Below are 21987 nucleotides of genomic sequence, written 5' to 3'. Positions count from 1 at the left end.
GCCGGCCTAGCGGGCGACCGTGGCGGTGGTGTCGGCGATGACGTCACCGATATCCACAAACACGGTCTGGCCCACAGCTTGGGGCATGGCCACCGCAATAGCTACATCACGGCCCAGGGCGTACCACACGCCTTGGGTCGTTCCATTGGCCAACTGGGTGTCATTGAACCACGGAATGTCATTGATCTGCTGCAGCTGCTCGCCGGGCTCATAGCCCGCCGGCTCCGCCAGGCCGCAGCGGGTGACAATCGGCTCCAGGCCATCGTCGTCCGGCATCCACGCCACCGTGTTCTGCGGATCCTGCGGATAGCCGGCGGCGATCAGCTCCGAGCCCTTAACCAGACGGTAGGTGCCCGAGGAGGTCTCTAGCACGCTCGGCAGCGCCTGCTCATAGGCCGCGCAGCTGGGATTCTCGGCATCGGGGGAGTCCAGCTGCGCCAAGGGGGCGGCAGCAGGGGACAAGCGCTCGCCCTGAATCGGCGCTAAGGCATCGTCGAGATCCGCCACCGGGTTGGGGGCATCACCCAAGGATTGCGCATCGGCGGTCACCGCCACCGTGGGGGTAGCGCCCACGAGATACCAGGTTTGCATGGTCGAGCCGGTGGTGGCGTCTTTGACCCGCAACCACTCGCGGCCATCAATATCCTCGGTGCGGGCCAAGGTGGTGTACTGGGCAGGGGGCTGCACACCGCAGCGCAAGGTGATGCGCTGATTATCGGTGCCCGACCACGCGAAGGCCCCGGCCGGTACCGGTTCCACCAGACGCGCCTCTTTCAGGCCGTTGAGCGACTCCGGGAGAGCGTCGATAAGCGCCGAGCATTCCGCTGAATCGGCCTGCTCAGAGGGCAATTCAGACAGCGCTACGGGATCGCGGCCATCGCCGAAAAGCCATTTAGTGCCGAGGAGCACCGCAATGGTGAGAAGAATAGATAGCACCAGCGCGATAATGATGGGACGCCGAGGAATATCAGAGGCGGGAGTCTCAGTACGGGAGCTGCTCATAGCCACAAACTCTACCCGCAGCCCGTTGTGGCGGAGCATCGGATAGCATCAAATGCGGCGCCCGCACGCCCGCCGGGCATGTGCAGGTGGCGCCACGGATGAACACCCACACAACGAGGACGGTGGCATAACACGATGCCCGTGACCTTTCCCACCCGCTACGGCGGGCCGACACTCGCCGACCTAGGAGAAAAAGGCGCGATCGCGGCGATCCTGCGCGCCGCGCCCTCGGCCCGCAATGGCGATGACGCCGCAGTGCTCGGCCACCCCGTGCCCAATACCCGCACCGTGGTCACCACCGACATGCTGGTGGGCAACCGGCATTTTCGGCTCGACTGGTCCAGCGCCCACGATATTGGTCGCAAAGCGATCGTGGCGAACTTCGCCGATATCGAAGCCATGGGGGCGCGTCCCGTCGCCGCGCTGCTGGCACTCGGCGCCCCCGCCGCCACCCCGGTGAGCTTCGTAGAAGAACTCGCCCACGGTATCGCCGAGGAAGCCGCCAAGCACAACGCCGAACTCGTCGGCGGCGATCTGGTGGAATCCGAGGAACTCATTATCTCCATCACCGCTACCGGGCAGCTCGGCGGCAATCTGCCCGCCACCACGCTGTCCAAGGCGCGCGTCGGGCAAAAAGTTGTGGCCTCGGGAGCCCTCGGGGAATCCGCCGCCGGGCTCGCCCTGCTCTCCGAACTCGGCCCCGAGGACATTCCGGAGGAGTTCCGCCACCTCGTGCGCTCGCACTGCACCCCAGAACTGCAACCCAAACGCGGGGTGATCGCCCGCGCCACGGGGGCCACCGCGATGACCGATACCTCCGATAGCCTCTACACCGACTGCCACGCCATCGCCTATCACTCGGGCGTCGGCATCAACCTCTTCGGCGCCGCCATCGCGCCGAGCGCCGCTATGCGCCGTGCCGCCGAACTCCTCGAACGCGACCCCTGGGAATGGGTACTCGGCGGGGGAGAGGACCACGCCATCATCGCCACCACCGCCGGCCAAGCACCGAGCGGATTCCGCGTCATCGGCGAAGTCGTGCGCGGCCGCGCCCCCTATCCCGTCACCGTTGATGGCGAGACCGCCCGCTTTGCCGATGGCTGGAGTACCTTTTCCAGCAGACCCGCGGACCGGCACAGCCCCTAAGCCAGCCCGGCCCATCCACACCGCATCCACCACGACGCTAACCGCATCCACCACGACGCTAAAGGCACCGCCATGACCACCACCGACTTGCCCGTGCACGACAGTTGGGCGCCCGTGCTCGCCCCCGTCGCCGATACCATCCACCAGCTGGGAGAGTTTCTCCGCGCCGAAAACGCCGCCGGGCGCGGCTACCTACCCGCCGGCAGCGACGTGCTGCGCGCCTTCAGCTATCCCTTCGACGAGATCAAGGTGCTCATCGTCGGCCAAGACCCCTATCCCACTCCCGGCCATGCCATGGGGCTGTCCTTTTCCGTCCAACCCGATGTGCGCCCCCTACCGCGCAGCCTGAACAACATCTACACCGAACTCCACTCCGATCTGGGCATCACCCCGCCCGAACACGGCGACTTGAGCGCCTGGTGCGAACAAGGTGTTGCACTCTTTAACCGCGTACTCACCGTCAGCCCAGGCCGGGCCGGCTCCCACCGCGGACACGGCTGGGAAGAGGTCACCGAATGCGCTATTACAGCCCTCGCCGAACGCGACACCCCGCTGGTGGCGATCTTGTGGGGACGCGACGCCCAAAACACCCAACGCTTCCTCGGCGACACCCCGTGTATCTGCTCGCCGCACCCCTCACCGCTGTCCGCCTCCCGCGGGTTTTTCGGCTCCCAGCCCTTCTCCCGCACCAATGACATCCTCAGCAAGCTCGGTGCCACGCCCATAGACTGGAGCCTCGATGCACACCCCACCCACGCATCCCAGCCGAAACACTAGACTGTAGTGTCACTATGACTTCAGCAGCCCCCACCACGCTCGGCCCCACAGAACTCCACTCGTGGGCACGCGCCGCCGCCACGCAGCTCGCGGCGCGCCGGGCGGAGATCAATGCGCTGAACGTGTTCCCCGTGCCGGACTCGGACACCGGCTCCAATATGGCGCACACGATGGAAGCCGCACTGGCGCATCTCGAGACGCTTATCGACGCCTCCCCGCAGCCACTCGACGTCAACGACGTCGCCACAGCCCTCGCCCAGGGTTCCGTGCGCGGGGCGCGGGGAAACTCCGGAATGGTGCTCAGCCAAGTGCTCCGCGCGGTGGCACTGGCCGCAGCCGGCGGCGGCATCGACGGCACTATGGTGCGCACCTCCCTCAACACCGCGCTGGCCATGGTCAATGAGGCCATCAACGAGCCGGTAGAAGGAACGGTATTGACCGTGCTGCGGGCGGCCGCCGTGGCCGCCGATGCCACCGGCTCGAATGATCTGGCAGAGGTGGTGCTGGCTGCCACCGCTGCCGCCCAGCGCGCCCTCGATGCCACGCCCTCGCAGCTCGATGTCCTCCGCGAGGCGGGAGTCGTCGACGCTGGGGGAGCCGGACTCGTGGTGCTCCTCGAGACGCTCGCCCAGCAGATCGACCCGACGGTGCCGGTGCAGGATCTCTCCGCCATCACCCCGCACCGCGGTACCGCTACGCAGATGCGTAGTAGCACCTACCTCGAGGTGATGTTCTACTACGAGGGCGAGGACATCGACGAGCTCTACGCCGCCCTGCAGCCACTCGGCGATAGCCTGGTGCTCGCCCGCGCCGGGGACTATCAGGGCCGGATACACATTCACTCCGAGCAGCCCGGCACCGTCATCGAGACCGCCTATAGCTATGCCGGCGAGGTCTCCCAGCTGCATCTCGAGGCCCTGCCCGAACCGGAGCCGGAATCTGCTCGTGTGGATCAGCAGCGGCGCATCATCATCGCCCTGTGCCCGCACGGCGAACTCGCCGAGCTCTATGAGGCGTCTGGGGCCACCGTGGTGGCGCCAGCGAGCGCGGGGGAGGACACGGTGAAAAAGATCGGCGAGGCCATCTCTACAGTCGGCGCGAAGGAAGTCTCGGTGCTGCCCAATGGGATGCTCTCCAAGCGGGAATTGGTCTCTACCGAACTAGCCGCCCATGCCAGCGGGGTGTTTATCCAATTGGTGCCTACCAGCCAGCTGGTGTCGGGGTTGGCGGCTATCGCCGTGCACGATCCGCGCCAACCGCTCGTGGTGGACTGCTATGCGATGTCCGAGGCCGCCTCCGCGATGCGTACCAGCTATATCAGTGCAGAGCAGGACCAGTACGTGGCGCATACTGGCTCGGGGGCGGCGTCGACAAGCGAAGAACTCGCCTGCGCCAGCACCCTGGATGCGGCGGTGGCTGCGGCCTGCGAACGGCTGCTGCGGCCGGAGTCCGAACTCGTGACCGTGTTGCTCAGCGATGCCAGTGGTGTGGAGCAGCTGAGTGCGCTGCTGCAGGAGGAGGTGCTGGCGCAGCGCGATATTGAGCTCAGCGTCTATCCGGCGCGGGGGATGAACTACGCAGCGGAGATCGGGGTGGAATAGACCGTGCTGGGCTGGAAGGACGAGCGGCGACTATCCTCGCTGCTGCCGGCGAAAGAAGCCCGCGTCATTCGGGAGAAACTGGGGCTGTATACCGTCACCGACCTGCTGGAGCATTATCCGCGGGCATGGTCGCGCTATGGCTCGGATGTGCTGGCGGAATCGGTGGAAGAAGGCGATGTGGTGACCTGCGTCGGCACCGTGGTGCAGGCCAATTCCCGCTATCTGGCGTCCGAGCAGGGGAAGAAGCCGAAGCGGCTGACCCGCATCACCGTCTCCGATGGGCGCACACTCATTGGTATCAGCTTCTTTAACTCCCACTGGCTCGACCGCACCCTCGAAGTGGGCACTCGCGCGATTTTCACCGGCAAAGTGAAGTATTACCGCGGCCGGCCGCAGCTGAGCCATCCCAGCTTCCACACGCTGCCGGACCCGGACTCCGGCGAGGTGCCGGTGAGCAACATGAATGACCTGAAATCCTATGGCGATGGCGAGGCCATCCAGCAGCTTTTCGCCACCATGGACTACCTGCCGGTCTATCCCATGCGCAAAGGCGTGACCTCGTGGCGTTTCATGGCCGCCGTCGATCGCGTGCTGGGCACGCTCGAGCACATTCCCGATCCCCTCGGCGAGCCTGCCCCGCACGGGCTGCCCAGCCTTGATGCGGCGCTGCGCGGTATTCACCAACCCGATAGCCGGGGGCCGCTGCCGTTTATCCAGCGGCTGAAATATAACGAGGCGCTCACCTTGGCGCTAGTGATGGCACTACGCACCGTGGACAATGCGGAGAAAGTTGCGCCGAGTTGTCCTGCTGCGGACAACGCCGACGCTACGGGGTCGCGCGCCGCCCAGCTTGTAGCTCGCCTCCCCTTTAGTCTCACTTCCGGCCAGCAGGCGGTTCACCGCGAGATCAGCGAGGATCTCGGCCGAACCCAGCCGATGAGTAGGCTGCTGCTCGGCGAGGTGGGCTCCGGTAAAACCGTGCTGGCCTTGCTCGGCATGCTGCAGGTGGTCGATGCCGGCCGCCAAGCCGTCTTGCTCGCCCCCACGGAGGTACTCGCGGTGCAGCACACCCGCTCTTTGCAGGCGCTGCTGGATGCGGCCGGCATGGGCGGGGTAGGCGGAGTCCACATCACCTGCCTCACTGGGTCGGCGCCGACGGCCACCAAGCGCCAAGCGCTGCTCGATATCGTCTCGGGCGAGGCCGATATTGTGGTCGGAACCCACGCGCTTTTGCAGGAAGGCGTGGAGTTCTTCGACCTCGGGCTCGTGGTGGTCGATGAGCAGCATCGCTTCGGTGTGGAGCAGCGCGATAAGCTGCGGCTGGCCCGCGGCGATGGCCTGCAGGCGCACATGCTGGTGATGACGGCCACCCCCATTCCGCGCACTATCGCCATGACGAGCTTCGGTGATCTCGCGATCTCCATGCTGCGGGAACTCCCGGGCGGTCGCCGCCCGATCACCTCCTCGGTGGTGCCCGAGTCCAAGCCCGCTTGGGTGAACCGGGCGTGGGAGCGCATCCGTGAGGAGGTACAGCAGGGCCGGCAATGCTTCGTGGTGTGTCCGCGCATCGACGGCGAGGGCGGGGTCTATGAGATGCATGAGCAGCTCTCCAGCCAGATCTTCCCCGAACTGGAGGTGGGCATGCTGCACGGAAAAATGGAGTCGGCCACCAAGGATCATGTGATGCGCGACTTCGCCGCCGGCGGCATCGATGTGCTGGTCTCCACCACGGTTATCGAAGTCGGCATCGACGTGCCCAATGCCACGGTGATGTATGTGCGCGAAGCCGATAAATTCGGTGTCTCCCAGCTGCACCAGCTGCGCGGTCGCGTCGGCCGTGGCGCGCACGCTGCGCTGTGCCTGTTCCATACCGCGCAGCCCGCCGAGAGCCCTTCGGCTGAACGTCTGCGTCGCGTCGCGGAGACCACCGATGGCTTTGCGCTCGCAGAGTTGGATCTCCGCACCCGCCAAGAAGGCGATGTGCTCGGCACCGACCAGTCCGGCGGACACCGGAGAGTCAAGCTTTTGAGCTTGATCGACGATGGGGACATTATCGAGCAGGCCTATGCCGATGCCATGGATTATGTGCGTACCGATCCCGACTGGGCCCGCGAGCTGGTGAGTGAGGTCGAGGAGGATACGCAAGAATTCATCGAGAAGTCCTAGCGTTGTTAAGCTGTGGGGCATGAAGATTTTCGCCCCCTTTGCTGGCATCGTGCGTTTCACGGTGACGCCGGGCCAGCAGGTCCGCACCGGCGATGAGCTCGCCATCATCGAGGCCGTGAAGCTCGAAACCGCGGTGCACGCCCCAGGTCCTGGGGTAGTGGGCGCACTCGCTATCGAGAATTTCGGTGATTGTCTCGGTGGCGATGAATTGCTCGAGCTTCTCGACGCCACCTCCACCGCATCTGACCCCGCCACCAAGGAGGCTTAACGACATCATGGGTTCCCCTCGTATCATCTCCGGCTGGGCTCGCGGCCGAAAGCTCGCGGTGCCCGCCAAGGGCACGCGCCCCACCAGCGACCGCGCCAAGGAAGGATTGTTCTCCTCCCTCCAGGTGCGCTTCGGATTTGAGAACAAGATGGTGCTGGATCTCTTCGCCGGCTCCGGTGCCCTTGGCCTCGAGGCCGTCTCCCGCGGTGCCCGCGGCGCCGTCTTCGTGGAAAATCACCCACCCGCGGCCGCCGTGATTCGGCGCAACGCGGACATGATCCCGCACGCCGATATCCACATCGAGGAGCGCGCCGCCTCCAGCTATCTGGCCTCGGCCCCGCGCGACTACTTCGACATGGTGCTCGCCGACCCGCCCTATGATCTCGCCGATGAGGCCGTCGCCGAGATGGTGCGCGCCCTCATTCCGACGCTGCGCGATGGCGCCGCCGTGGTGGTGGAGCGCCATATCGACTCTCCCGAGACCGCGTGGCCGGCCTGCTTCACCCCGACCGGGCAGAAACTGAAAAAACGCACCTATGGCATCGCCCGGATGGACATGGCTGTCTTTGACGCCAGCGCCGTCGATACCAGCGCCGATACCAGCGCCGATGCGGCAGAGTCTGCTGCGACCAGCACCACCTAGAAAGACCACGCCTCCATGCCCACCCCCACCCGCAGTGTGTGCCCCGGCTCCTTCGACCCCGTCACCCTGGGCCACCTCGATATCATCACCCGCAGCGCCGCCACCTTCGACGAGGTCGTCGTGCTCATCACTCACAATCCGCATAAGCAGGGCATGTTTAGCGTCGAGGAGCGTGCCCAGTTGGTGCAGGAAGCTACTACGCATCTGCCCAATGTCCGCGTGGACACCTGGACCGGACTGCTGGTGGATTACACCCAAAAAGAAGGCATCGACGTCATCGTCAAGGGGCTGCGTAGCTCCCTCGACTATGAATATGAGCTGCCCATGGCGCAGATGAATAAACGGCTCAGCGGGATCGATACCTTCTTCCTGCTCACCGAGCAGCACTATGGCCACATCTCCTCCACGCTGTGCAAGGAGGTGGCCCGCTATGGCGGCGATGTGTCCAGCATGCTGCCGCAACCGGTGGCGGCAGCCATGGCGGAGAAACTCGCCCAAGAGTAGGTGCTTGTGGCTGTGGCTGCTAGGGCGGCGGGGCGACGTCGATAAGCGCCTGCAGCACACACCTCATGGCAGCGCGCACGGCTCTGCTCCGCTACGTTAAATGAATGCTCAGTGCGTTCATAGTTTTCTTTATTGTGGTGCTCGGCTCCTTGCTGCAGCGCGTGTCCGGCATGGGGCTGGGGCTGATTGCCGCGCCGGTGCTGAGCGTGCTGCTCGGGCCGATCGAAGGCATCATGGTGCTCAATGTGCTGGCCGTGGTCAATGCGGCGATCACCACCGGCACGGTGCGGCAGTGGGTGGATTGGCGCATGTTCAGCATCATCAGCTCGGTGTTGGTGCTCGGTTCTATTCCCGCGGCGCTGCTGATTCGGGCCGTCTCCGCGGCGTGGCTGATGATTCTGGTTGGCACGCTGCTGCTGGTGGCGTTGTGCGTAGTAACCTATGGCAAACGCTGGGTGCCGCAGTGTTCTGGGGCGCTGCCCGCCGCGATTTCCGGTGTGGTGGGCGGTTTTATGAATACCATCGCGGGGGTCGCGGGGCCGGCCATCACCGTCTATGCCGCAGCCAGCCGCTGGGAGCAGCGCAGCTATGCCGCCACCTTGCAGCCGATCTTTATTGTCTCCGGCTTGGTCTCGCTCATTATGAAGCTCGTGCTCGGAGCCGGCAGCTTGTCGAGTACCCCGGTACAGATCTGGCCGGTGGGAGTGGTGGCGATGCTGCTCGGTATTTATCTCGGGGTGCGCTGTGCCGCATTGATTCCGCGCGATAAAGCCCACCGGCTGGCACTCATTCTGGCCACGGCCGGTGGGCTGTCTGCGCTGATTCGCGGAGTACTCAGCCTCGCCTAGCGGCTGCGCGCCGCGCACGAACTCTGATGCGTAGTAGCACTAGAGGATGGAGGAGAGGAACTCTTTGGTGCGCTCCTGGGTGGGGTGATCAATCACCTGCTCGGGCGTGCCGGATTCCACCACCACACCATCGGCCATGAACACCACTTGATCGGCGACCTCGCGGGCGAAGTTGATCTCGTGGGTGACCACGACCATGGTCATTCCTTGTTCGGCGAGGCGGCGCATCACGCCGAGGACCTCGCCGACTAGTTCGGGGTCGAGGGCGGAGGTGGGCTCGTCGAAGAGCATGAGCTTCGGGTCCATGGCCACGGCGCGGGCGATGGCCACGCGCTGCTGCTGGCCGCCGGAAAGCTGCAGGGGATAGGCCTCGGCTTTGTGTCCGAGACCGACTTCCTCGAGCAGCTGCTGGGCGCGCTTCTTGGCTGCGGCGGCCGAGACCCCCTTGACCACCATGGGTGCCTCCATGATGTTTTCTAAGGCGGTGCGGTGGGGGAAGAGGTTGAAGTTCTGGAACACCATGCCGATATCGGCGCGCTGCTGGGCGGCTTCCTTCTCCGAGATTTCATAGAGCGTGTTGCCGCGCTGCTTGTAGCCGATGAGCTCGCCATCGACGTAGAGCCGCCCCGCGGTGATGCGCTCTAAGTGGTTCAGGCAGCGCAGCATGGTGGATTTACCGGAACCGGAGGGGCCGATGAGGCAGGTGACGCTGCCTTTTTCCACCTGCATGTCGATGCCTTTGAGAACCTTCAGCTGCCCGAAGTTCTTCACAACCTTCTGGGCGTCAACCATGAGTGTCATGAGTAATTACTTCCTTTTCGGGGTGGTCGAGTTACTGATGGTGACATTATTCGGCGGAACGCCCTCGGCGTCGGCCAGCGCTGCTAGTTGGCGGGCGGTGAGTTCGCGGCTGGAGCCCTTATCAAAGTGCTGTTCCACATAGTGCTGGATCACCATGAGTATGGAGGTGACCAGCAGATACCAGGTGGCTGCTACCAGCAGCAGCGGGACTGGTTCGAAGATCGCGTTGGCGATGTCGGTGGCGCGGCCATAGAGCTCCCCGGCGTAGGGGATGGCCACCACCAGCGAGGTGGTTTTGAGCATGGAGATCAGCTCATTGCCCGTCGGGGGAATGATGATGCGCATTGCCTGGGGGAGCACGGTGCGGCGCATGGTTTGCCACCAGCTCATGCCCAGCGCCTTCGAGGCCTCGGTCTGGCCCTCGGGCACGGATTGAATACCGGCGCGCACGATCTCGGCCATATAGGCGGACTCGTTGAGCCCCAGGCCGATCACGGCGAGGAAAAACGTGTTGCGCAGGGCTTCTTCCAGACTGAGTTCAAAGCCCGCCACCCCTATCGAGGAGTAGATCGAGCTCAGCAGCCCCCAGAACACCAGCTGCACGTAGACGGGAGTGCCGCGGAAGATCCACAAGTAGATCGAGGAGACACCACGCATGATCGGGTTGGGCGACATGCGCAAAACCGCTAAGAGGGCGCCCAGCACCACGCCAATGATCATCGCGAGCACGGTGATGGCGAGGGTGTGCAGGGCGGCGATAGCGATGCGGCGATCGAGAATGTATTGGGCGTAGGTGTCCCAGCCATAGGCCTCGTTGCGCGCCGCAGAGATAAAGAACCACACGGTCAGCAGCAGCAAGATGGCGGCGAATACCCACCGCCCGGGGTGGCGCAGCGGCTTGGCCACGATGGGGGCGGCGTCGGCGGCAGCAGAGCTCGCGCCGGTGGAGGGATGAGTCATGAGATAGTCCTAATGTCTAACGTGCTCGAAGAGTTCAAGAGGTGGCAGGCGGCGTGCCCGCGGGATGCGGCGCCCCGCCGGATTAGATGTCCTCGCCATTGATGGCGGCGCCATCGGCCAGCCCGGAGGAAATGCCCCATTGGGTCATGATGGCCTCGTAGTCGCCGGAGTCGATGAGCGATTGCAAGGCGGCGGCAAGGGCTGGGGCGAGGGGAGAGCCCTTGTCCACGGGCCAGCCATAGTGGGCGGCGTCGGTGATGTCTCCGATCAATTCGATCTTTCCTTCGGAGCGTTCCACCGCCCAGGCGCTGATGGGGGAGTCCGCCGAGTAGGCATCGGCGCGGCCCAGTACCGCGGCAAGCGCCGCCGAGTCGGAGTCATCATAGGCCAAGATCGTGATCGGTTCCTTGCCGGCGGCGACGCAGGCCTCGGAGCGGGCGGGAACATCATCCGATTCTGAGACGGTGCCGCGCTGCACGGCCACCGTGAGTCCGCAGGCGTTATCGGGATCCACGCCGCTATCCGGCGGCGCGGCCCATTGAATGCCGGCGGTGAGATAGTCCACGAAGTCGTATTTGCGGCGGCGTTCTTCGTTATCGGTCATGCCCGAGGCGCCGAAGTCGATGGTGCCCGAGGAGATGGCGGGCAGAATCATGTTGAAGTCCTGCTGGCGAACATCGAGCTTCAGCCCCATCGTGGCGGCCGCGGCACGCGCGAGATCAATATCGAAACCAATGATGGTGCCGTGGGAGTCCTTGAACTCCGCGGGGGCGAAGGGCGGATTGGTGGCCATGGTGATCACGCCTTTATCGGCGATCTCTGGGGGAACGAGAGCAACCACATCCGGATTGGGCTCGGGCTGAATGTCCTGCCAGCCTTCTGGGTGCCCATTTTCTTCATTGACCACGCACGCGCTCGCGCTGCAGGCCACACTCACCGCGAGGATGCCGGCGGTGAGGCGACGAAGAAGCTGCGCTGAAAACTTATGCATGATATTCACCCTAGCGCATACTTGTGGAGACAGGAAAAAACCGCGCCTGAGTCGGTGTGCTGCATAGTGAGCAGCAGCTTCACGACGTCGCGGCGCGGTGAGTACGGCCTAGATGGCGGCGGGAGCCTTGCGTGCGGTGAATGTTTCCATCCATACCAAGCCGAGAACGATCAGTGCCCCGAGGAGGGTGAAGGCAAACACGATGAGCATATTTCCATCCGGTGCCATGGCCTCGGCGGCGTCATTCTGCCACGGCCACAGGGCCCGCAGAGAGCCCAGCAAGAGTCCACTCATGGTGATGAGGGTGAGGGTGCGATGAGCGGTGAGCAGGTAGTTGAGCAGCTTGATAAACAGGGCGATACCGGTGACGGCGCCGAGGAAGAACACGCCCATGACCGTTAGGTCGCGCTCATGCACCGCGTTGAGAACAGGCTGGTAGAGCCCGAGCGCCAGCAACAGGAAGGAGCCGGAGACACCGGGCAGCACGAGGGCGCACACTGCGACCATGGCGGCAAAGAAGTACACCGGAAGCGCCGGGTTGCTCTGCGGCGCCGAGGAGGCACCGGTGGCGATGAAGGTGACGATCGCGGCAAGAGTAAAAGCGATGATCGCTGGGATGCGCTTGCGGCGCAAAGCGGCGGCGTCCACCATGCGCAGCGGCACCACGATGGAGGCAGCAACCATGCCGAGGAAGAGACCACGGGCGATTTCCGGCTGGTTCTCCACGAAGCTCGCCATCACCCCAGCCATGAGCAAGATAGTGATCGCCATCGCCCCGACCAGCGGGATCAGCAACGCCCAGTCGAGGTTTTTGAAGCGGGCAGCGGCCTCTTTGCGGTCGCTCAGCAGTGCCTTGCAGGCGGCCAGGATTCCATCACCGGCGGCGATGGCGCGCTCGTAGACGCCGACGACGAGGGCGATCGTGCCGCCAGAGACCCCGGGGACCAGCTCCGCCAGCGCAATGAGGGCACCGCGGAAGGCGTTGTTGAGGATTTCGACAGGATTGATTCTCATGGTGTGTGCAGCGACTCTCTTTTCTCGTCTTGGCTGCGGGGCTGGGGCACAGGCCCATTGCCGCCGCGGTGCTGTGCTGTAGCGACTATACGACAGCAGCAATGGGCGCACCGAAACGACACTCGTGGCCGCCGCGAAGGTGTGGGAACGGCCATAGTGAAGCCCTAGGCAGGTGATTTATCCTTCCTTCATGGGGTGCTCTATAATGATTTCTCGCGCCCCAGTAGCCCAATTGGCAGAGGCAACGGATTCAAAACCCGTCCAGTGTGAGTTCGAGTCTCACCTGGGGCACAGTGACCAGCGGAGGCAGCAACCCACTTGAGGGGGCGCCTCCGCTGGTTTTTTCTCTGCCCGCCGCGGCTAGCCATGACCGCGCTACATCGGCATCCCGCGAGCTGTCTACACTGAGACACTATGACTGATCCGACGCCACGCCTGATGCTTATCGACGGCCACTCCATGGCCTTTCGCGCTTTCTATGCCCTTCCAACGGAGAATTTCTCCACCTCCGGCGGCCAGCACACGAACGCGGTGTACGGATTTATGTCCATGTTCTCCTCTCTGCTGAAAGAGGAGCAGCCCACCCACGTGGGCGTGGCCTTTGATGTGGGCCGCACCACCTTCCGTACCGAGCTCTTTCCCGAGTACAAGGCCCAGCGCGAGGCCACCCCGGAGGAGTTCAAGGGGCAAGTCGGGCTGATCAAGCAGGTGCTCGAGGCCTGCAATATCGTCACCGTGGAGATGGAGAACTACGAGGCCGATGACATCGTGGGCACCCTCACCAAGGCGGCAGAGCCCGAGGGCTATGAGATTCTGCTCGTCACCGGCGACCGCGACTATCTGCAATTGGTCAATGAGCAGACCACGGTGCTCTATCCCATGAAGGGCGTCAGCGACCTCAAGCGCTTCACGCCTGCGGCGGTGGAAGAGAAATACGGTCTCACCCCCACCCAATATCCCGACTTCGCGGCCCTGCGTGGCGATCCCTCCGATAATCTGCCCAATATTCCGCTGGTGGGGGAAAAGACCGCCGCCCAGTGGATCGTGAAATACGGCAGCCTGAAGGGTGTGGTGGAGCATGCCGACGATATCGGCGGCAAGCGCGGGGATAACCTGCGTGCCCGCTTGGACCAGGTGCAGCTCAACCGCGAACTCACCGGGATGGTCACTGATCTCTCCCTCGATATCACTCCCGAGCAGCTGAAACTGCGCCCGGCCGACGCCGCCGATGTGGCCGAGCGCTTCGATGAGCTGGAATTCGGCTCGAATCTGCGCGAACGGGTGCTCCGCGCGCTGCCCAGCGATGGGGATGCGGCTGTCGTAGAAGAGGAGCAGCGCCTGGAGGTGAGCGTCGATAAGCCCAGCTCCTTGGCGCAGTGGATGCAGGAGCGCCAGCAGCAACCGCTCGCTGTGGCGGCGCGCGGCACGGCTGCCGCCGGCCGCGGGGATCTGCAGAGCATTGCACTGGTGGATGCGACGGGTAGTGCGGTCATCGCTGAGGTGGCCGAGCTGGATCCGGAGGACGAGCAGGCGCTCGCCGCGTGGCTGGAATCGGATAGCCCCAAGCTGCTGCACGACGCCAAGGCCGTCTATCACATGGTGCGCGGCCGCGGCCTGATCCTGGGCGGCATCGCCCACGATGTGGCTATCGCCGCCTATCTGTTGCGGCCTGGCCAGCGCACCTATGCGCTCAACGATATCTACCAGCGCCATCTGCAGCGGCAGCTCGAGCAGGCCGAGGACAGCGGCCAGATGAGCTTGCTCGACGACGCGCAATCCGAGCTGCTGGCAGCGGAGGGCGTGGCGATTATCGAGCTGGCCGAGGAACTTACTACGCAGCTGCAGCAGATCGATAGTTTCGAGCTCTACCGGGATCTCGAGCTGCCCCTGGTGAGCGTGCTCGGCGAGGTGGAACACACCGGTATCGCCGTGGATATCGACAGCCTAGAGCGGCAGCGTGATTCCTTCATCGAACACGTTGATGCGGAGGTGCAGGCCGCCCGGGAGATCGCCGGCGACGAGAGCTTGAATCTCTCCAGCCCGAAGCAGCTACAGGTGGTGCTGTTTGAGACCCTCGAGATGCCCAAGACGAAGAAAACCAAGACGGGCTATTCCACCGCAGCCAAGGAAATCGAGAACCTTGCCCGCACCCACCCGCATCCTTTCCTCGATCACCTCTTGGCCCATCGCGAATATCAGAAGATGAAGACCACCCTGGACGGGCTGATCAAGTCCGTGCAGCCGGATGGGCGCATCCACACCACCTTCAACCAGACGGTGACCTCGACGGGGCGTTTGTCCTCTACCGAGCCGAACCTGCAGAACATCCCCGTGCGCACCGTGGTGGGCCGCCATATCCGTTCCGCCTTCGTCGTCGACGGCGACCACGAATGCCTCGTCACCGCCGACTATTCCCAGATCGAGATGCGCGTGATGGCGCATCTTTCCGAGGATCCCGGGCTCATCGAGGCCTATCGCCGCGGCGAGGACCTGCACAACTTCGTCGGCTCCCGCGTATTCGGTGTGCCCGTCGACGAGGTCACCCCGGAAATCCGCCGCCGCGTCAAGGCCATGTCCTATGGCCTGGTCTACGGGCTGTCCGCCTATGGGCTCTCCCAGCAGCTGGACATCTCGCCCGGGGAGGCCAAAGAGATCATGTCCACCTACTTCGAGCGCTTCGGCGGGGTGAAGCGTTATCTCGACGACGTCGTTGTGCAGGCCCGTAATGATAGCTACACGGCCACCCTCTTCGGCCGGCGCCGCTACCTGCCGGAGCTGAGTTCCACCAATCGTGTCGCCCGCGAAAACGCTGAGCGCGCGGCCCTGAATGCGCCCATCCAGGGCACAGCCGCCGACATCATCAAGATCGCCATGCTGCGCGTGTACCAGGTGATGCAGGATAAAAAGCTCCGCTCGCGGCTGCTGTTGCAGGTGCACGATGAACTCGTGGTGGAGGTCGCCCCAGGGGAAAAGGACACCGTCGTGGAGATCCTGCAAGAAGAGATGGACAAGGCTGTGCGCTTGTCTGTGCCGCTGGAGGTTTCCGTTGGGGCCGGCGTTAATTGGGACGCCGCCGCGCACTAGACGCTGCTACTACGCAGCAGCGTTTAACCGAAGAATGCGGCTATCACCATCATCGCCGGTAATGCGGTGAAGGTGGTGATCAGCCCAGTATCGCGCGGCACGCGAGTATCGCGGCCATAGTTGGATGCGTAGTTATACACATTCTGGGCGGTCGGTAGCGCCGCGAGAATCATGGCCGCAAAGAGCTGCTGGTGATCCAGCCCCAGCAGTATGCCCACACCGAGCGCGGCCAGCGGCATGCCCAGCTGTTTCAGCCCCACCGCCCAGAAAGTCAGTGTGCGCGCCTGTGGATCCCGCAGCGGGGTGGCGGTGGTCAGCGAGGCGCCGAAGCTCATGAGCATCAGCGGAATGGCCGCCCCGCCCAGCACCTCGATGGGGCGAAACACCATATCGGGCACTGTCAGATCACTCCACGCCACCACCAGCCCCGCGGCTGCGCCCAGCACCACCGGGCTGAGCAGCGCATGGCGCACCGCGACCACTAATGAGGAGGAGCGATCGATCAGCGCCAGAATAATCGGCGCATAGATCAGCACCTGAAATAGCACCACCGGCGCCGCATAGGCCGCGCTGCCGAGCACGTAGAGACTCACCGGCAGCCCGATGTTATTGGAGTTCATATAGCTTGACGACGCCGCCCCGATCGTCAGGTCTGCCCGCTGCCGACAGCCACCTGCCCAGGCGATAGCCACGAATACAGCCGCGGTGATCACCGCCGCCGCCGAGGTCGCCACCACCACGGGAGTAAACATCTGCTCCGGTGTGGAGCGGGCGAAGACCGTGAACAACAGGGCCGGCAGCGCGGCATAGAAGGCGAGTCGGTCGAGTACTGTGCGCTGCTCCTCGGACGCAATGACCCGTGTAGAGCCCACGGCGAAACCCACGGCGATCAGGCCGAGAATAATGCCGTAGCTGGTGAGAATGCCGCCCATGAGGCCCGCGAGTGTCCTTTCTTATAGGGTGGCCGGTCGGGAGTGCGTTCTTAGTCCTTGCGCGCGGAAATGATGAGCGTGCCCGGGAAGATGCGTCCCCGCAGCGGCGACCATTGCCCCCAAGTGGTCTCGAGGTCCTCTGGCCACTCGGGTTCGATCATGTGACGAATACTGAGACCGGCGGCTACCAGACCATTAGCGTAGTCGGAGACCGTGTGGTGGCCTTCAGCATAAGAAAGCACGCCCTGATCATCCGCCTCCGTATAGGCATCGTCAAAATAGGAATACGCCACGTGAAGGCCCTCGGCGCTGGGATCATCGGCGAAAATCCAGCGCATCGGGTGATTGACGGAGAACACGAAGCGCCCACCGGGGCGCAGCACCCGAGAGACCTCGGCGAAGGCGGCGGAGAGATCCTCGATGAAAGGCAGGGCGCCAAAGACCGAGAAGACGGTGTCCACACTCCCAGGGCGCAGCGGTAATGCGAGGGCATCGGCGTGGAGCAGGTGGAGGGTGGCGTCGTCAATCGCCGCGCGCCGCAACATCTGCTCGGAGATATCGACGCCGATGATGCGGGCGGTGGGGAAGCGCTCGGCGAGCCAGCGGCTGCAGGGGGCGGAGCCGCAGCCGAGCTCTAGCACCGTGGTGTCGGAGACATCACCCAACAGCTGCGCCTGCTCTTCGTGCAGCATCTCTGGGCACCAATAGAAAGAGGAGAGATACTCGGGATGTTGGGCGTGATAATTGGCGGCGTCGTGGTCCCACCACGATCGGTTCGCTGCGGAAAATGTGGCGGGTGTGAAACGAGAGTTCATGCAGGTAACTCTATTTGCCGGAAGTGAAAACGTGCAGTAGAGTGTTGGAGGCGTGTCGCAACGCGTCCACGGTTTTCAGGTGTAATAGGACGGCTGAAAATGGGGCGCGTGAGATTGAACAAGCTGGTCAGAGCGTCAAATACGGCGCACGATCTACTCGTCAAGAGATACGTTTCCTGTCCATTCGAGATTCCTATTTCAACATTTTTCGGAGCAACTAACATATGCCCACCAACAACACCCCTCAGGTAGCCGTCAACGATATCGGCTCCGCTGAGGACTTCCTCGCAGCCGTCGACGCCACCATCAAGTACTTCAACGATGGTGACATCGTTGAGGGAACCGTGGTCAAGGTCGATCGCGACGAGGTTCTGCTCGACATCGGATACAAGACCGAGGGCGTTATCCCCTCCCGTGAGCTGTCCATCAAGCACGATGTCGATCCGGAAGAGGTTGTCGAGGTCGGAGACGAGATCGACGCACTTGTTCTCACCAAGGAGGACAAGGAAGGCCGTCTGATCCTGTCCAAGAAGCGCGCTCAGTACGAGCGTGCATGGAGCGCCATCGAGCAGCTCCAGGCCAACGACGAGCCCGTCACCGGTACCGTTATCGAGGTTGTCAAGGGTGGCCTGATCCTTGACATCGGGCTGCGCGGCTTCCTGCCCGCATCCCTCGTTGAGATGCGTCGCGTCCGCGATCTCGAGCCGTACATCGGCCAGGAGATCGAGGCCAAGATCATCGAGCTGGACAAGAACCGCAACAACGTGGTCCTGTCCCGCCGCGCATGGCTCGAGCAGTCCCAGTCCGAGCTTCGCTCCGAGTTCCTGCACCAGCTCCAAAAGGGTCAGGTGCGCAAGGGTGTCGTCTCCTCCATCGTCAACTTCGGCGCCTTCGTCGATCTCGGCGGTGTCGACGGCCTGGTTCACGTTTCCGAGCTGTCCTGGAAGCACATCGACCACCCGTCTGAGGTTGTCACCGTGGGCGACGAGGTCACCGTTGAGGTTCTCGACGTCGATCTCGACCGCGAGCGCGTGTCCCTGTCCCTGAAGGCCACCCAGGAAGATCCGTGGCGCGTCTTCGCCCGCACCCACGCTGTGGGCCAGATCGTGCCTGGCAAGGTCACCAAGCTGGTTCCCTTCGGTGCGTTCGTGCGCGTCGAAGAGGGCATCGAGGGCCTCGTCCACATCTCCGAGCTGGCTCAGCGCCACGTCGAGGTGCCGGATCAGGTTGTCAACGTTGGCGAAGACCTCATGGTCAAGGTCATCGACATCGACCTCGAGCGTCGCCGCATCTCCCTGTCCCTGAAGCAGGCTGATGACGACTACTCCGAGGAGTTCGACCCCTCCAAGTACGGTATGGCCGACTCCTACGACGAGAACGGCAACTACATCTTCCCGGAGGGCTTCGACCCGGAGACCAACGAGTGGCTCGAGGGCTTCGACGAGCAGCGCCAGGAATGGGAGGCTCGCTACGCAGAGTCCGAGCGTCGCTTCCAGCTGCACACCCAGCAGATCGAGCGTCACCGCGCCGCAGCCGAGGCTGCTGCCGAGGCCGGCGAGCAGCAGGGTGCAGCCTCCAACTACTCCAGCGCTGACGCTGGCGTAGCCGAGGCCGCAGCCACCACCGGTGGTTCCCTCGCTTCCGATGAGCAGCTCGCTGCTCTGAAGGAGAAGCTGGAAGGCAACTAAGCCTCCACTCGGTGACCGCTACACGCGTCATCGATAAGGAAGTGCCCTACCCCTGGGGGTAGGGCACTTTTTTGTGCCACTACGCAGGAGAGTATGAAGTTTTTCTACAGCCCCGTAGCACACCCATGCAGTGTGGCTTCGTGTGGGGTCGATAGGAAGAAAAATGTTTATTCGGGCACTAATAAAATGCCCGTACACAGGGCATTACTGTGGCGTGGGAGACGCCGCAGCGCGGGGCGGCAGGAGCCGTGAAAACCAGCACTAGGGCGTTTTAACTGGGTGTTTATTATTCTCATTGTCATTAGGCAGCACTAAGTAAATGTGACTTACGGCATAGTAGCGGCGCTATGTGTGAGTGGATTTGTGTCCTATAATTATCGTGATGCCACACACGATGGTGGCGAATCGGACAGAAACCCACAATTTCTATTGGTGGCTCATATATGCCCACTGATGCTGCTGGTGTGACGAACTGCGGCGCGAGTCTTTTTCGGATTACCAAGTAGGGTGGGCCTAAGTCTTTTCTCATAAACTCTCTACGAAAGGTAGACGCAATGGCGACTAAGAATGCGTCAGCCGCTGAGGCCATACTGGCCAATCTCGGCGGACCTGAAAACATTGACTCGTTTACGCACTGTGCTACTCGCCTGCGTATGCAACTAGGCGACCGCTCATTGGCGGATCAAGACGCTCTCGACAATATTCCCGAAGTGATGGGCGTTGTGCCGCAGGGATCCAATGGTCTGCAAGTGATCATGGGTGGCGGCGTAGCTAACTACTACAACGACATCATCAAGCTGCCCGGCATGGAACACATCGCCGGCGGCGAAGGCGGTGCCTCCAGGAAGTCCGCGAAGAAGGAATACGCCGGTGTTCGCGGCAAGTTCGGCTGGGTGGACTTCGCCTTCGAATTCCTCTCCGATACCTTCCGTCCCATTCTGTGGGCTCTGCTCGGTGCCTCGCTGATCATCACCATCTTGGTGCTGCTCGACACCGCAGGCATCCAGGCATTCGATGAACCGCTGGCGGAGCAGTCCGGCGTCTACGTGCTCATGCACGCTATGTGGCGCTCGGTGTTCTACTTCCTGCCGATCATGGTGGGTGCCTCCGCAGCCAAGAAGCTCGGAGCAAATGAATGGGTGGGCGCCGCAATTCCGGCCGCCTTGCTCACTCCCGAGTTCATCGGGCTGAAGGATAATATCCACACCGTCGTGGAGCAGGGTGCGACCGAGGGTATCGATATCTACAAGATCGATGTCGCCGGCCTGACCCTCGTGCTCAATAACTACGGTGGACAAGTCTTCCCGCCGCTGCTGGCCGCCATCGGTCTGTTCTGGGTGGAAAAGGGCCTGAAGAAGGTCCTCCCCGAAGCCGTGCAGATGGTGTTCGTGCCCTTCATCTCCCTGTTGGTCATGATTCCGCTGACCGCCTTCGTGGTGGGCCCCTTCGGTATCTTCATCGGTGACGGTATCGCTCGACTGTTCATGAACACCTACGAGTTCTCGCCGTTCATCCTCGCTATCATCATCCCGCTGCTGTACCCCTTCCTGGTGCCGCTGGGACTGCACTGGCCGCTCAACGCCGTCATGCTGCAGAACATTGCCACCTTCGGCTTCGACGTCATCCAGGGCCCCATGGGTGCATGGAACTTCGCCTGCTTCGGCCTCGTCGCCGGTGTGCTGGTGGTCTCTGTGCGTGAGCGCAACCGCCAGATGCGTCAGGTTGCCACCGGTGGTCTTGCCGCCGGCCTGCTTGGTGGTATCTCCGAGCCCAGCCTGTACGGCATCGTGCTGCGCTTCAAGAAGACCTACCTGCGACTACTTCCTGGCTGTTTCGCCGGCGGTGTCGTAATGGGCCTGTTCGGCATTAAGGCTCAGACCTTCGTGTTCACCTCGCTGCTCACCATCCCGGTCATGACCCCCACCTTGGGTTATGCCATCGGTTTGGCTGTCGCCTTCTTCACCTCCTTCTTCCTCGTGGTCTTCTTCGACTACCGCTCGAAGGAAGAAAAGGATGAGGTGCGCGCCCGCATCGCCGAGGACGAGGCCGCCGAGGCCGCCGAGGCGTCCGCTCCGGCTACTGGTGCAGCGGAGGCCGCTCCGGCTGCCGCCGCTCCTGCCGCTGGTGCAGCTGCTGCTGGCACCGCCACCGCAGTTAAGACCGAGAAGAAGGTCGAGGCTCCCCTGGACGGCACGCTGGTGCCGCTGGCCGACACTCCCGATGAGGCTTTTGCCATGGGTGCTGTAGGCAAGGGTGCGTCCATCGATCCGTCCGGTGACACCGTATACGCCCCGGGCGACGGCAAGGTCGTTATGACCTTCCCCACCGGTCACGCCGTGGGCCTGAAGCTGGACAATGGGCTGCAGATGCTCATCCACGTGGGCCTGGACACCGTGAATATGAAGGGCGAGGGCTTTGAGGTTCTCGTGAAGAAGGGTGATGTGGTCGAGGCCGGCACTCCGCTGCTGAAGTTCGACCGCGCCGCCATCGAGGCCGCCGGTTACTCGCCGATCACCCCGGTGCTGGTGACCAACCACAAGAAGCAGGGCGCTATCAACGTCGTTGCCGATTATGGCACCATCACCCACGGCACTGTCTTCCTCGACGTGGAAGATAAATAAGCCTCGGGCTTAAACCTCTGCTCCTCTCGCCTCAGCCCGCCTCGCGGGCGGCGAGGAGCACAAAAACAAGGGGCGCTGCGATCACGCAGCGCCCCTTGTCGTGTGTCTTGATGGGGGAGAACACGC

Annotated in this window: 18 protein-coding genes and 1 tRNA gene; 12 read left to right on the top strand and 7 right to left on the bottom strand. The window is 63.2% G+C overall.

From position 1 onward, the window contains the following. Positions 1 to 6: 6 nt before the first annotated feature. Positions 7 to 1002, bottom strand: coding sequence for a DUF3515 domain-containing protein (locus KR227_RS03305; protein WP_255549085.1), 996 nt, complete (start codon positions 1000 to 1002; stop codon positions 7 to 9). Positions 1003 to 1137: 135 nt separating this feature from the next. Between KR227_RS03305 and KR227_RS03300 the strand changes: the two genes are divergently transcribed. The 8 genes from KR227_RS03300 to KR227_RS03265 all read left to right on the top strand — a co-directional run bounded on the left by KR227_RS03300 (position 1138) and on the right by KR227_RS03265 (position 8955). Then, complete coding sequence (locus tag KR227_RS03300) at positions 1138 to 2148, top strand: thiamine-phosphate kinase (RefSeq protein ID WP_218363718.1); 1011 nt, start codon at positions 1138 to 1140, stop codon at positions 2146 to 2148. 72 nt (positions 2149 to 2220) lie between these two features. Further along, the gene (locus KR227_RS03295) at positions 2221 to 2925 is read left to right on the top strand and encodes a uracil-DNA glycosylase (RefSeq protein WP_218363717.1); all 705 of its coding nucleotides are present in this window, start codon (positions 2221 to 2223) and stop codon (positions 2923 to 2925) included. 14 nt (positions 2926 to 2939) lie between these two features. Next, a complete protein-coding gene (locus tag KR227_RS03290) occupies positions 2940 to 4526 on the top strand; it encodes a DAK2 domain-containing protein (protein ID WP_218363716.1) in 1587 nt (528 codons plus the stop codon). Positions 4527 to 4529: 3 nt separating this feature from the next. Continuing rightward, positions 4530 to 6692, top strand: coding sequence for an ATP-dependent DNA helicase RecG (locus KR227_RS03285; RefSeq protein ID WP_218363715.1), 2163 nt, complete (start codon positions 4530 to 4532; stop codon positions 6690 to 6692). Positions 6693 to 6711: 19 nt separating this feature from the next. Then, on the top strand, positions 6712 to 6960 hold the full coding sequence (locus tag KR227_RS03280; RefSeq protein ID WP_218363714.1) for a biotin/lipoyl-containing protein: 249 nt from the start codon (positions 6712 to 6714) through the stop codon (positions 6958 to 6960). A gap of 7 nt (positions 6961 to 6967) precedes the next feature. Beyond that, positions 6968 to 7603, top strand: coding sequence for an RsmD family RNA methyltransferase (locus tag KR227_RS03275; protein ID WP_218363713.1), 636 nt, complete (start codon positions 6968 to 6970; stop codon positions 7601 to 7603). A gap of 15 nt (positions 7604 to 7618) precedes the next feature. Then, positions 7619 to 8107 (top strand): pantetheine-phosphate adenylyltransferase, encoded by a 489-nt coding sequence (gene coaD, locus KR227_RS03270; RefSeq protein ID WP_218363712.1) that lies wholly within the window; start codon positions 7619 to 7621, stop codon positions 8105 to 8107. 104 nt (positions 8108 to 8211) lie between these two features. Next, positions 8212 to 8955: a sulfite exporter TauE/SafE family protein gene (locus tag KR227_RS03265; protein WP_218363711.1), complete on the top strand. Its 744-nt coding sequence runs from the start codon at positions 8212 to 8214 to the stop codon at positions 8953 to 8955. A gap of 39 nt (positions 8956 to 8994) precedes the next feature. Here KR227_RS03265 and KR227_RS03260 read toward each other — a convergent pair whose 3' ends face one another. From KR227_RS03260 to KR227_RS03245, 4 genes are all read right to left on the bottom strand, one after another. Then, positions 8995 to 9756, bottom strand: a complete 762-nt coding sequence (locus tag KR227_RS03260) for an amino acid ABC transporter ATP-binding protein (protein ID WP_151550138.1) — start codon at positions 9754 to 9756, stop codon at positions 8995 to 8997. Positions 9757 to 9762: 6 nt separating this feature from the next. Next, complete coding sequence (locus KR227_RS03255) at positions 9763 to 10716, bottom strand: amino acid ABC transporter permease (RefSeq protein ID WP_218363710.1); 954 nt, start codon at positions 10714 to 10716, stop codon at positions 9763 to 9765. A gap of 82 nt (positions 10717 to 10798) precedes the next feature. Continuing rightward, positions 10799 to 11707 (bottom strand): ABC transporter substrate-binding protein, encoded by a 909-nt coding sequence (locus KR227_RS03250; RefSeq protein ID WP_218363709.1) that lies wholly within the window; start codon positions 11705 to 11707, stop codon positions 10799 to 10801. Between the two features lie 108 nt (positions 11708 to 11815). Then, positions 11816 to 12721, bottom strand: a complete 906-nt coding sequence (locus tag KR227_RS03245; protein WP_218363708.1) for a DUF368 domain-containing protein — start codon at positions 12719 to 12721, stop codon at positions 11816 to 11818. 217 nt (positions 12722 to 12938) lie between these two features. Between KR227_RS03245 and KR227_RS03240 the strand changes: the two genes are divergently transcribed. Both KR227_RS03240 and polA read left to right on the top strand, forming a co-directional pair. Next, positions 12939 to 13012, top strand: a tRNA-Leu gene (locus tag KR227_RS03240). 123 nt (positions 13013 to 13135) lie between these two features. Beyond that, positions 13136 to 15805, top strand: coding sequence for a DNA polymerase I (gene polA / locus KR227_RS03235; protein WP_218363707.1), 2670 nt, complete (start codon positions 13136 to 13138; stop codon positions 15803 to 15805). 23 nt (positions 15806 to 15828) lie between these two features. On the opposite strand, the gene KR227_RS03230 is transcribed toward polA, so the two are convergent. Continuing rightward, positions 15829 to 16737 carry an AEC family transporter gene (locus KR227_RS03230; RefSeq protein WP_218363706.1) on the bottom strand — a complete coding sequence of 303 codons (909 nt, stop codon included), beginning with the start codon at positions 16735 to 16737 and terminating at the stop codon, positions 15829 to 15831. 50 nt (positions 16738 to 16787) lie between these two features. After that, the gene (locus KR227_RS03225; RefSeq protein WP_218363705.1) at positions 16788 to 17552 is read right to left on the bottom strand and encodes a class I SAM-dependent methyltransferase; all 765 of its coding nucleotides are present in this window, start codon (positions 17550 to 17552) and stop codon (positions 16788 to 16790) included. 224 nt (positions 17553 to 17776) lie between these two features. Between KR227_RS03225 and rpsA the strand changes: the two genes are divergently transcribed. Both rpsA and KR227_RS03215 read left to right on the top strand, forming a co-directional pair. Then, positions 17777 to 19240, top strand: a complete 1464-nt coding sequence (rpsA, locus tag KR227_RS03220; RefSeq protein WP_151550145.1) for a 30S ribosomal protein S1 — start codon at positions 17777 to 17779, stop codon at positions 19238 to 19240. Between the two features lie 554 nt (positions 19241 to 19794). Then, entirely contained in the window at positions 19795 to 21861 is a 2067-nt protein-coding gene (locus KR227_RS03215; protein WP_218363704.1) for a glucose PTS transporter subunit IIA, read from the top strand. Positions 21862 to 21987 lie beyond the last annotated feature (126 nt).

Source organism: Corynebacterium sp. TAE3-ERU30 (assembly GCF_019209925.1).
Lineage (GTDB): Bacteria > Actinomycetota > Actinomycetes > Mycobacteriales > Mycobacteriaceae > Corynebacterium > Corynebacterium megadyptis.
The sequence above is the reverse complement of the archived record's forward strand: the minus strand, read 5'-3'. Positions and strand labels throughout refer to the sequence as shown.

Bases quoted from the DNA above. Each gene is read 5' to 3' on its own strand.
- KR227_RS03305 (WP_255549085.1), bottom strand. From the start codon at position 1,002: ATGAGCAGCTCCCGTACTGAGACTCCCGCCTCTGATATTCCTCGGCGT.
- KR227_RS03300 (WP_218363718.1), top strand. From the start codon at position 1,138: ATGCCCGTGACCTTTCCCACCCGCTACGGCGGGCCGACACTCGCCGAC.
- KR227_RS03295 (WP_218363717.1), top strand. From the start codon at position 2,221: ATGACCACCACCGACTTGCCCGTGCACGACAGTTGGGCGCCCGTGCTC.
- KR227_RS03290 (WP_218363716.1), top strand. From the start codon at position 2,940: ATGACTTCAGCAGCCCCCACCACGCTCGGCCCCACAGAACTCCACTCG.
- KR227_RS03280 (WP_218363714.1), top strand. From the start codon at position 6,712: ATGAAGATTTTCGCCCCCTTTGCTGGCATCGTGCGTTTCACGGTGACG.
- KR227_RS03275 (WP_218363713.1), top strand. From the start codon at position 6,968: ATGGGTTCCCCTCGTATCATCTCCGGCTGGGCTCGCGGCCGAAAGCTC.
- coaD (WP_218363712.1), top strand. From the start codon at position 7,619: ATGCCCACCCCCACCCGCAGTGTGTGCCCCGGCTCCTTCGACCCCGTC.
- KR227_RS03265 (WP_218363711.1), top strand. From the start codon at position 8,212: ATGCTCAGTGCGTTCATAGTTTTCTTTATTGTGGTGCTCGGCTCCTTG.
- KR227_RS03260 (WP_151550138.1), bottom strand. From the start codon at position 9,756: ATGACACTCATGGTTGACGCCCAGAAGGTTGTGAAGAACTTCGGGCAG.
- KR227_RS03255 (WP_218363710.1), bottom strand. From the start codon at position 10,716: ATGACTCATCCCTCCACCGGCGCGAGCTCTGCTGCCGCCGACGCCGCC.
- KR227_RS03250 (WP_218363709.1), bottom strand. From the start codon at position 11,707: ATGCATAAGTTTTCAGCGCAGCTTCTTCGTCGCCTCACCGCCGGCATC.
- KR227_RS03245 (WP_218363708.1), bottom strand. From the start codon at position 12,721: ATGAGAATCAATCCTGTCGAAATCCTCAACAACGCCTTCCGCGGTGCC.
- polA (WP_218363707.1), top strand. From the start codon at position 13,136: ATGACTGATCCGACGCCACGCCTGATGCTTATCGACGGCCACTCCATG.
- KR227_RS03230 (WP_218363706.1), bottom strand. From the start codon at position 16,737: ATGGGCGGCATTCTCACCAGCTACGGCATTATTCTCGGCCTGATCGCC.
- KR227_RS03225 (WP_218363705.1), bottom strand. From the start codon at position 17,552: ATGAACTCTCGTTTCACACCCGCCACATTTTCCGCAGCGAACCGATCG.
- rpsA (WP_151550145.1), top strand. From the start codon at position 17,777: ATGCCCACCAACAACACCCCTCAGGTAGCCGTCAACGATATCGGCTCC.
- KR227_RS03215 (WP_218363704.1), top strand. From the start codon at position 19,795: ATGGCGACTAAGAATGCGTCAGCCGCTGAGGCCATACTGGCCAATCTC.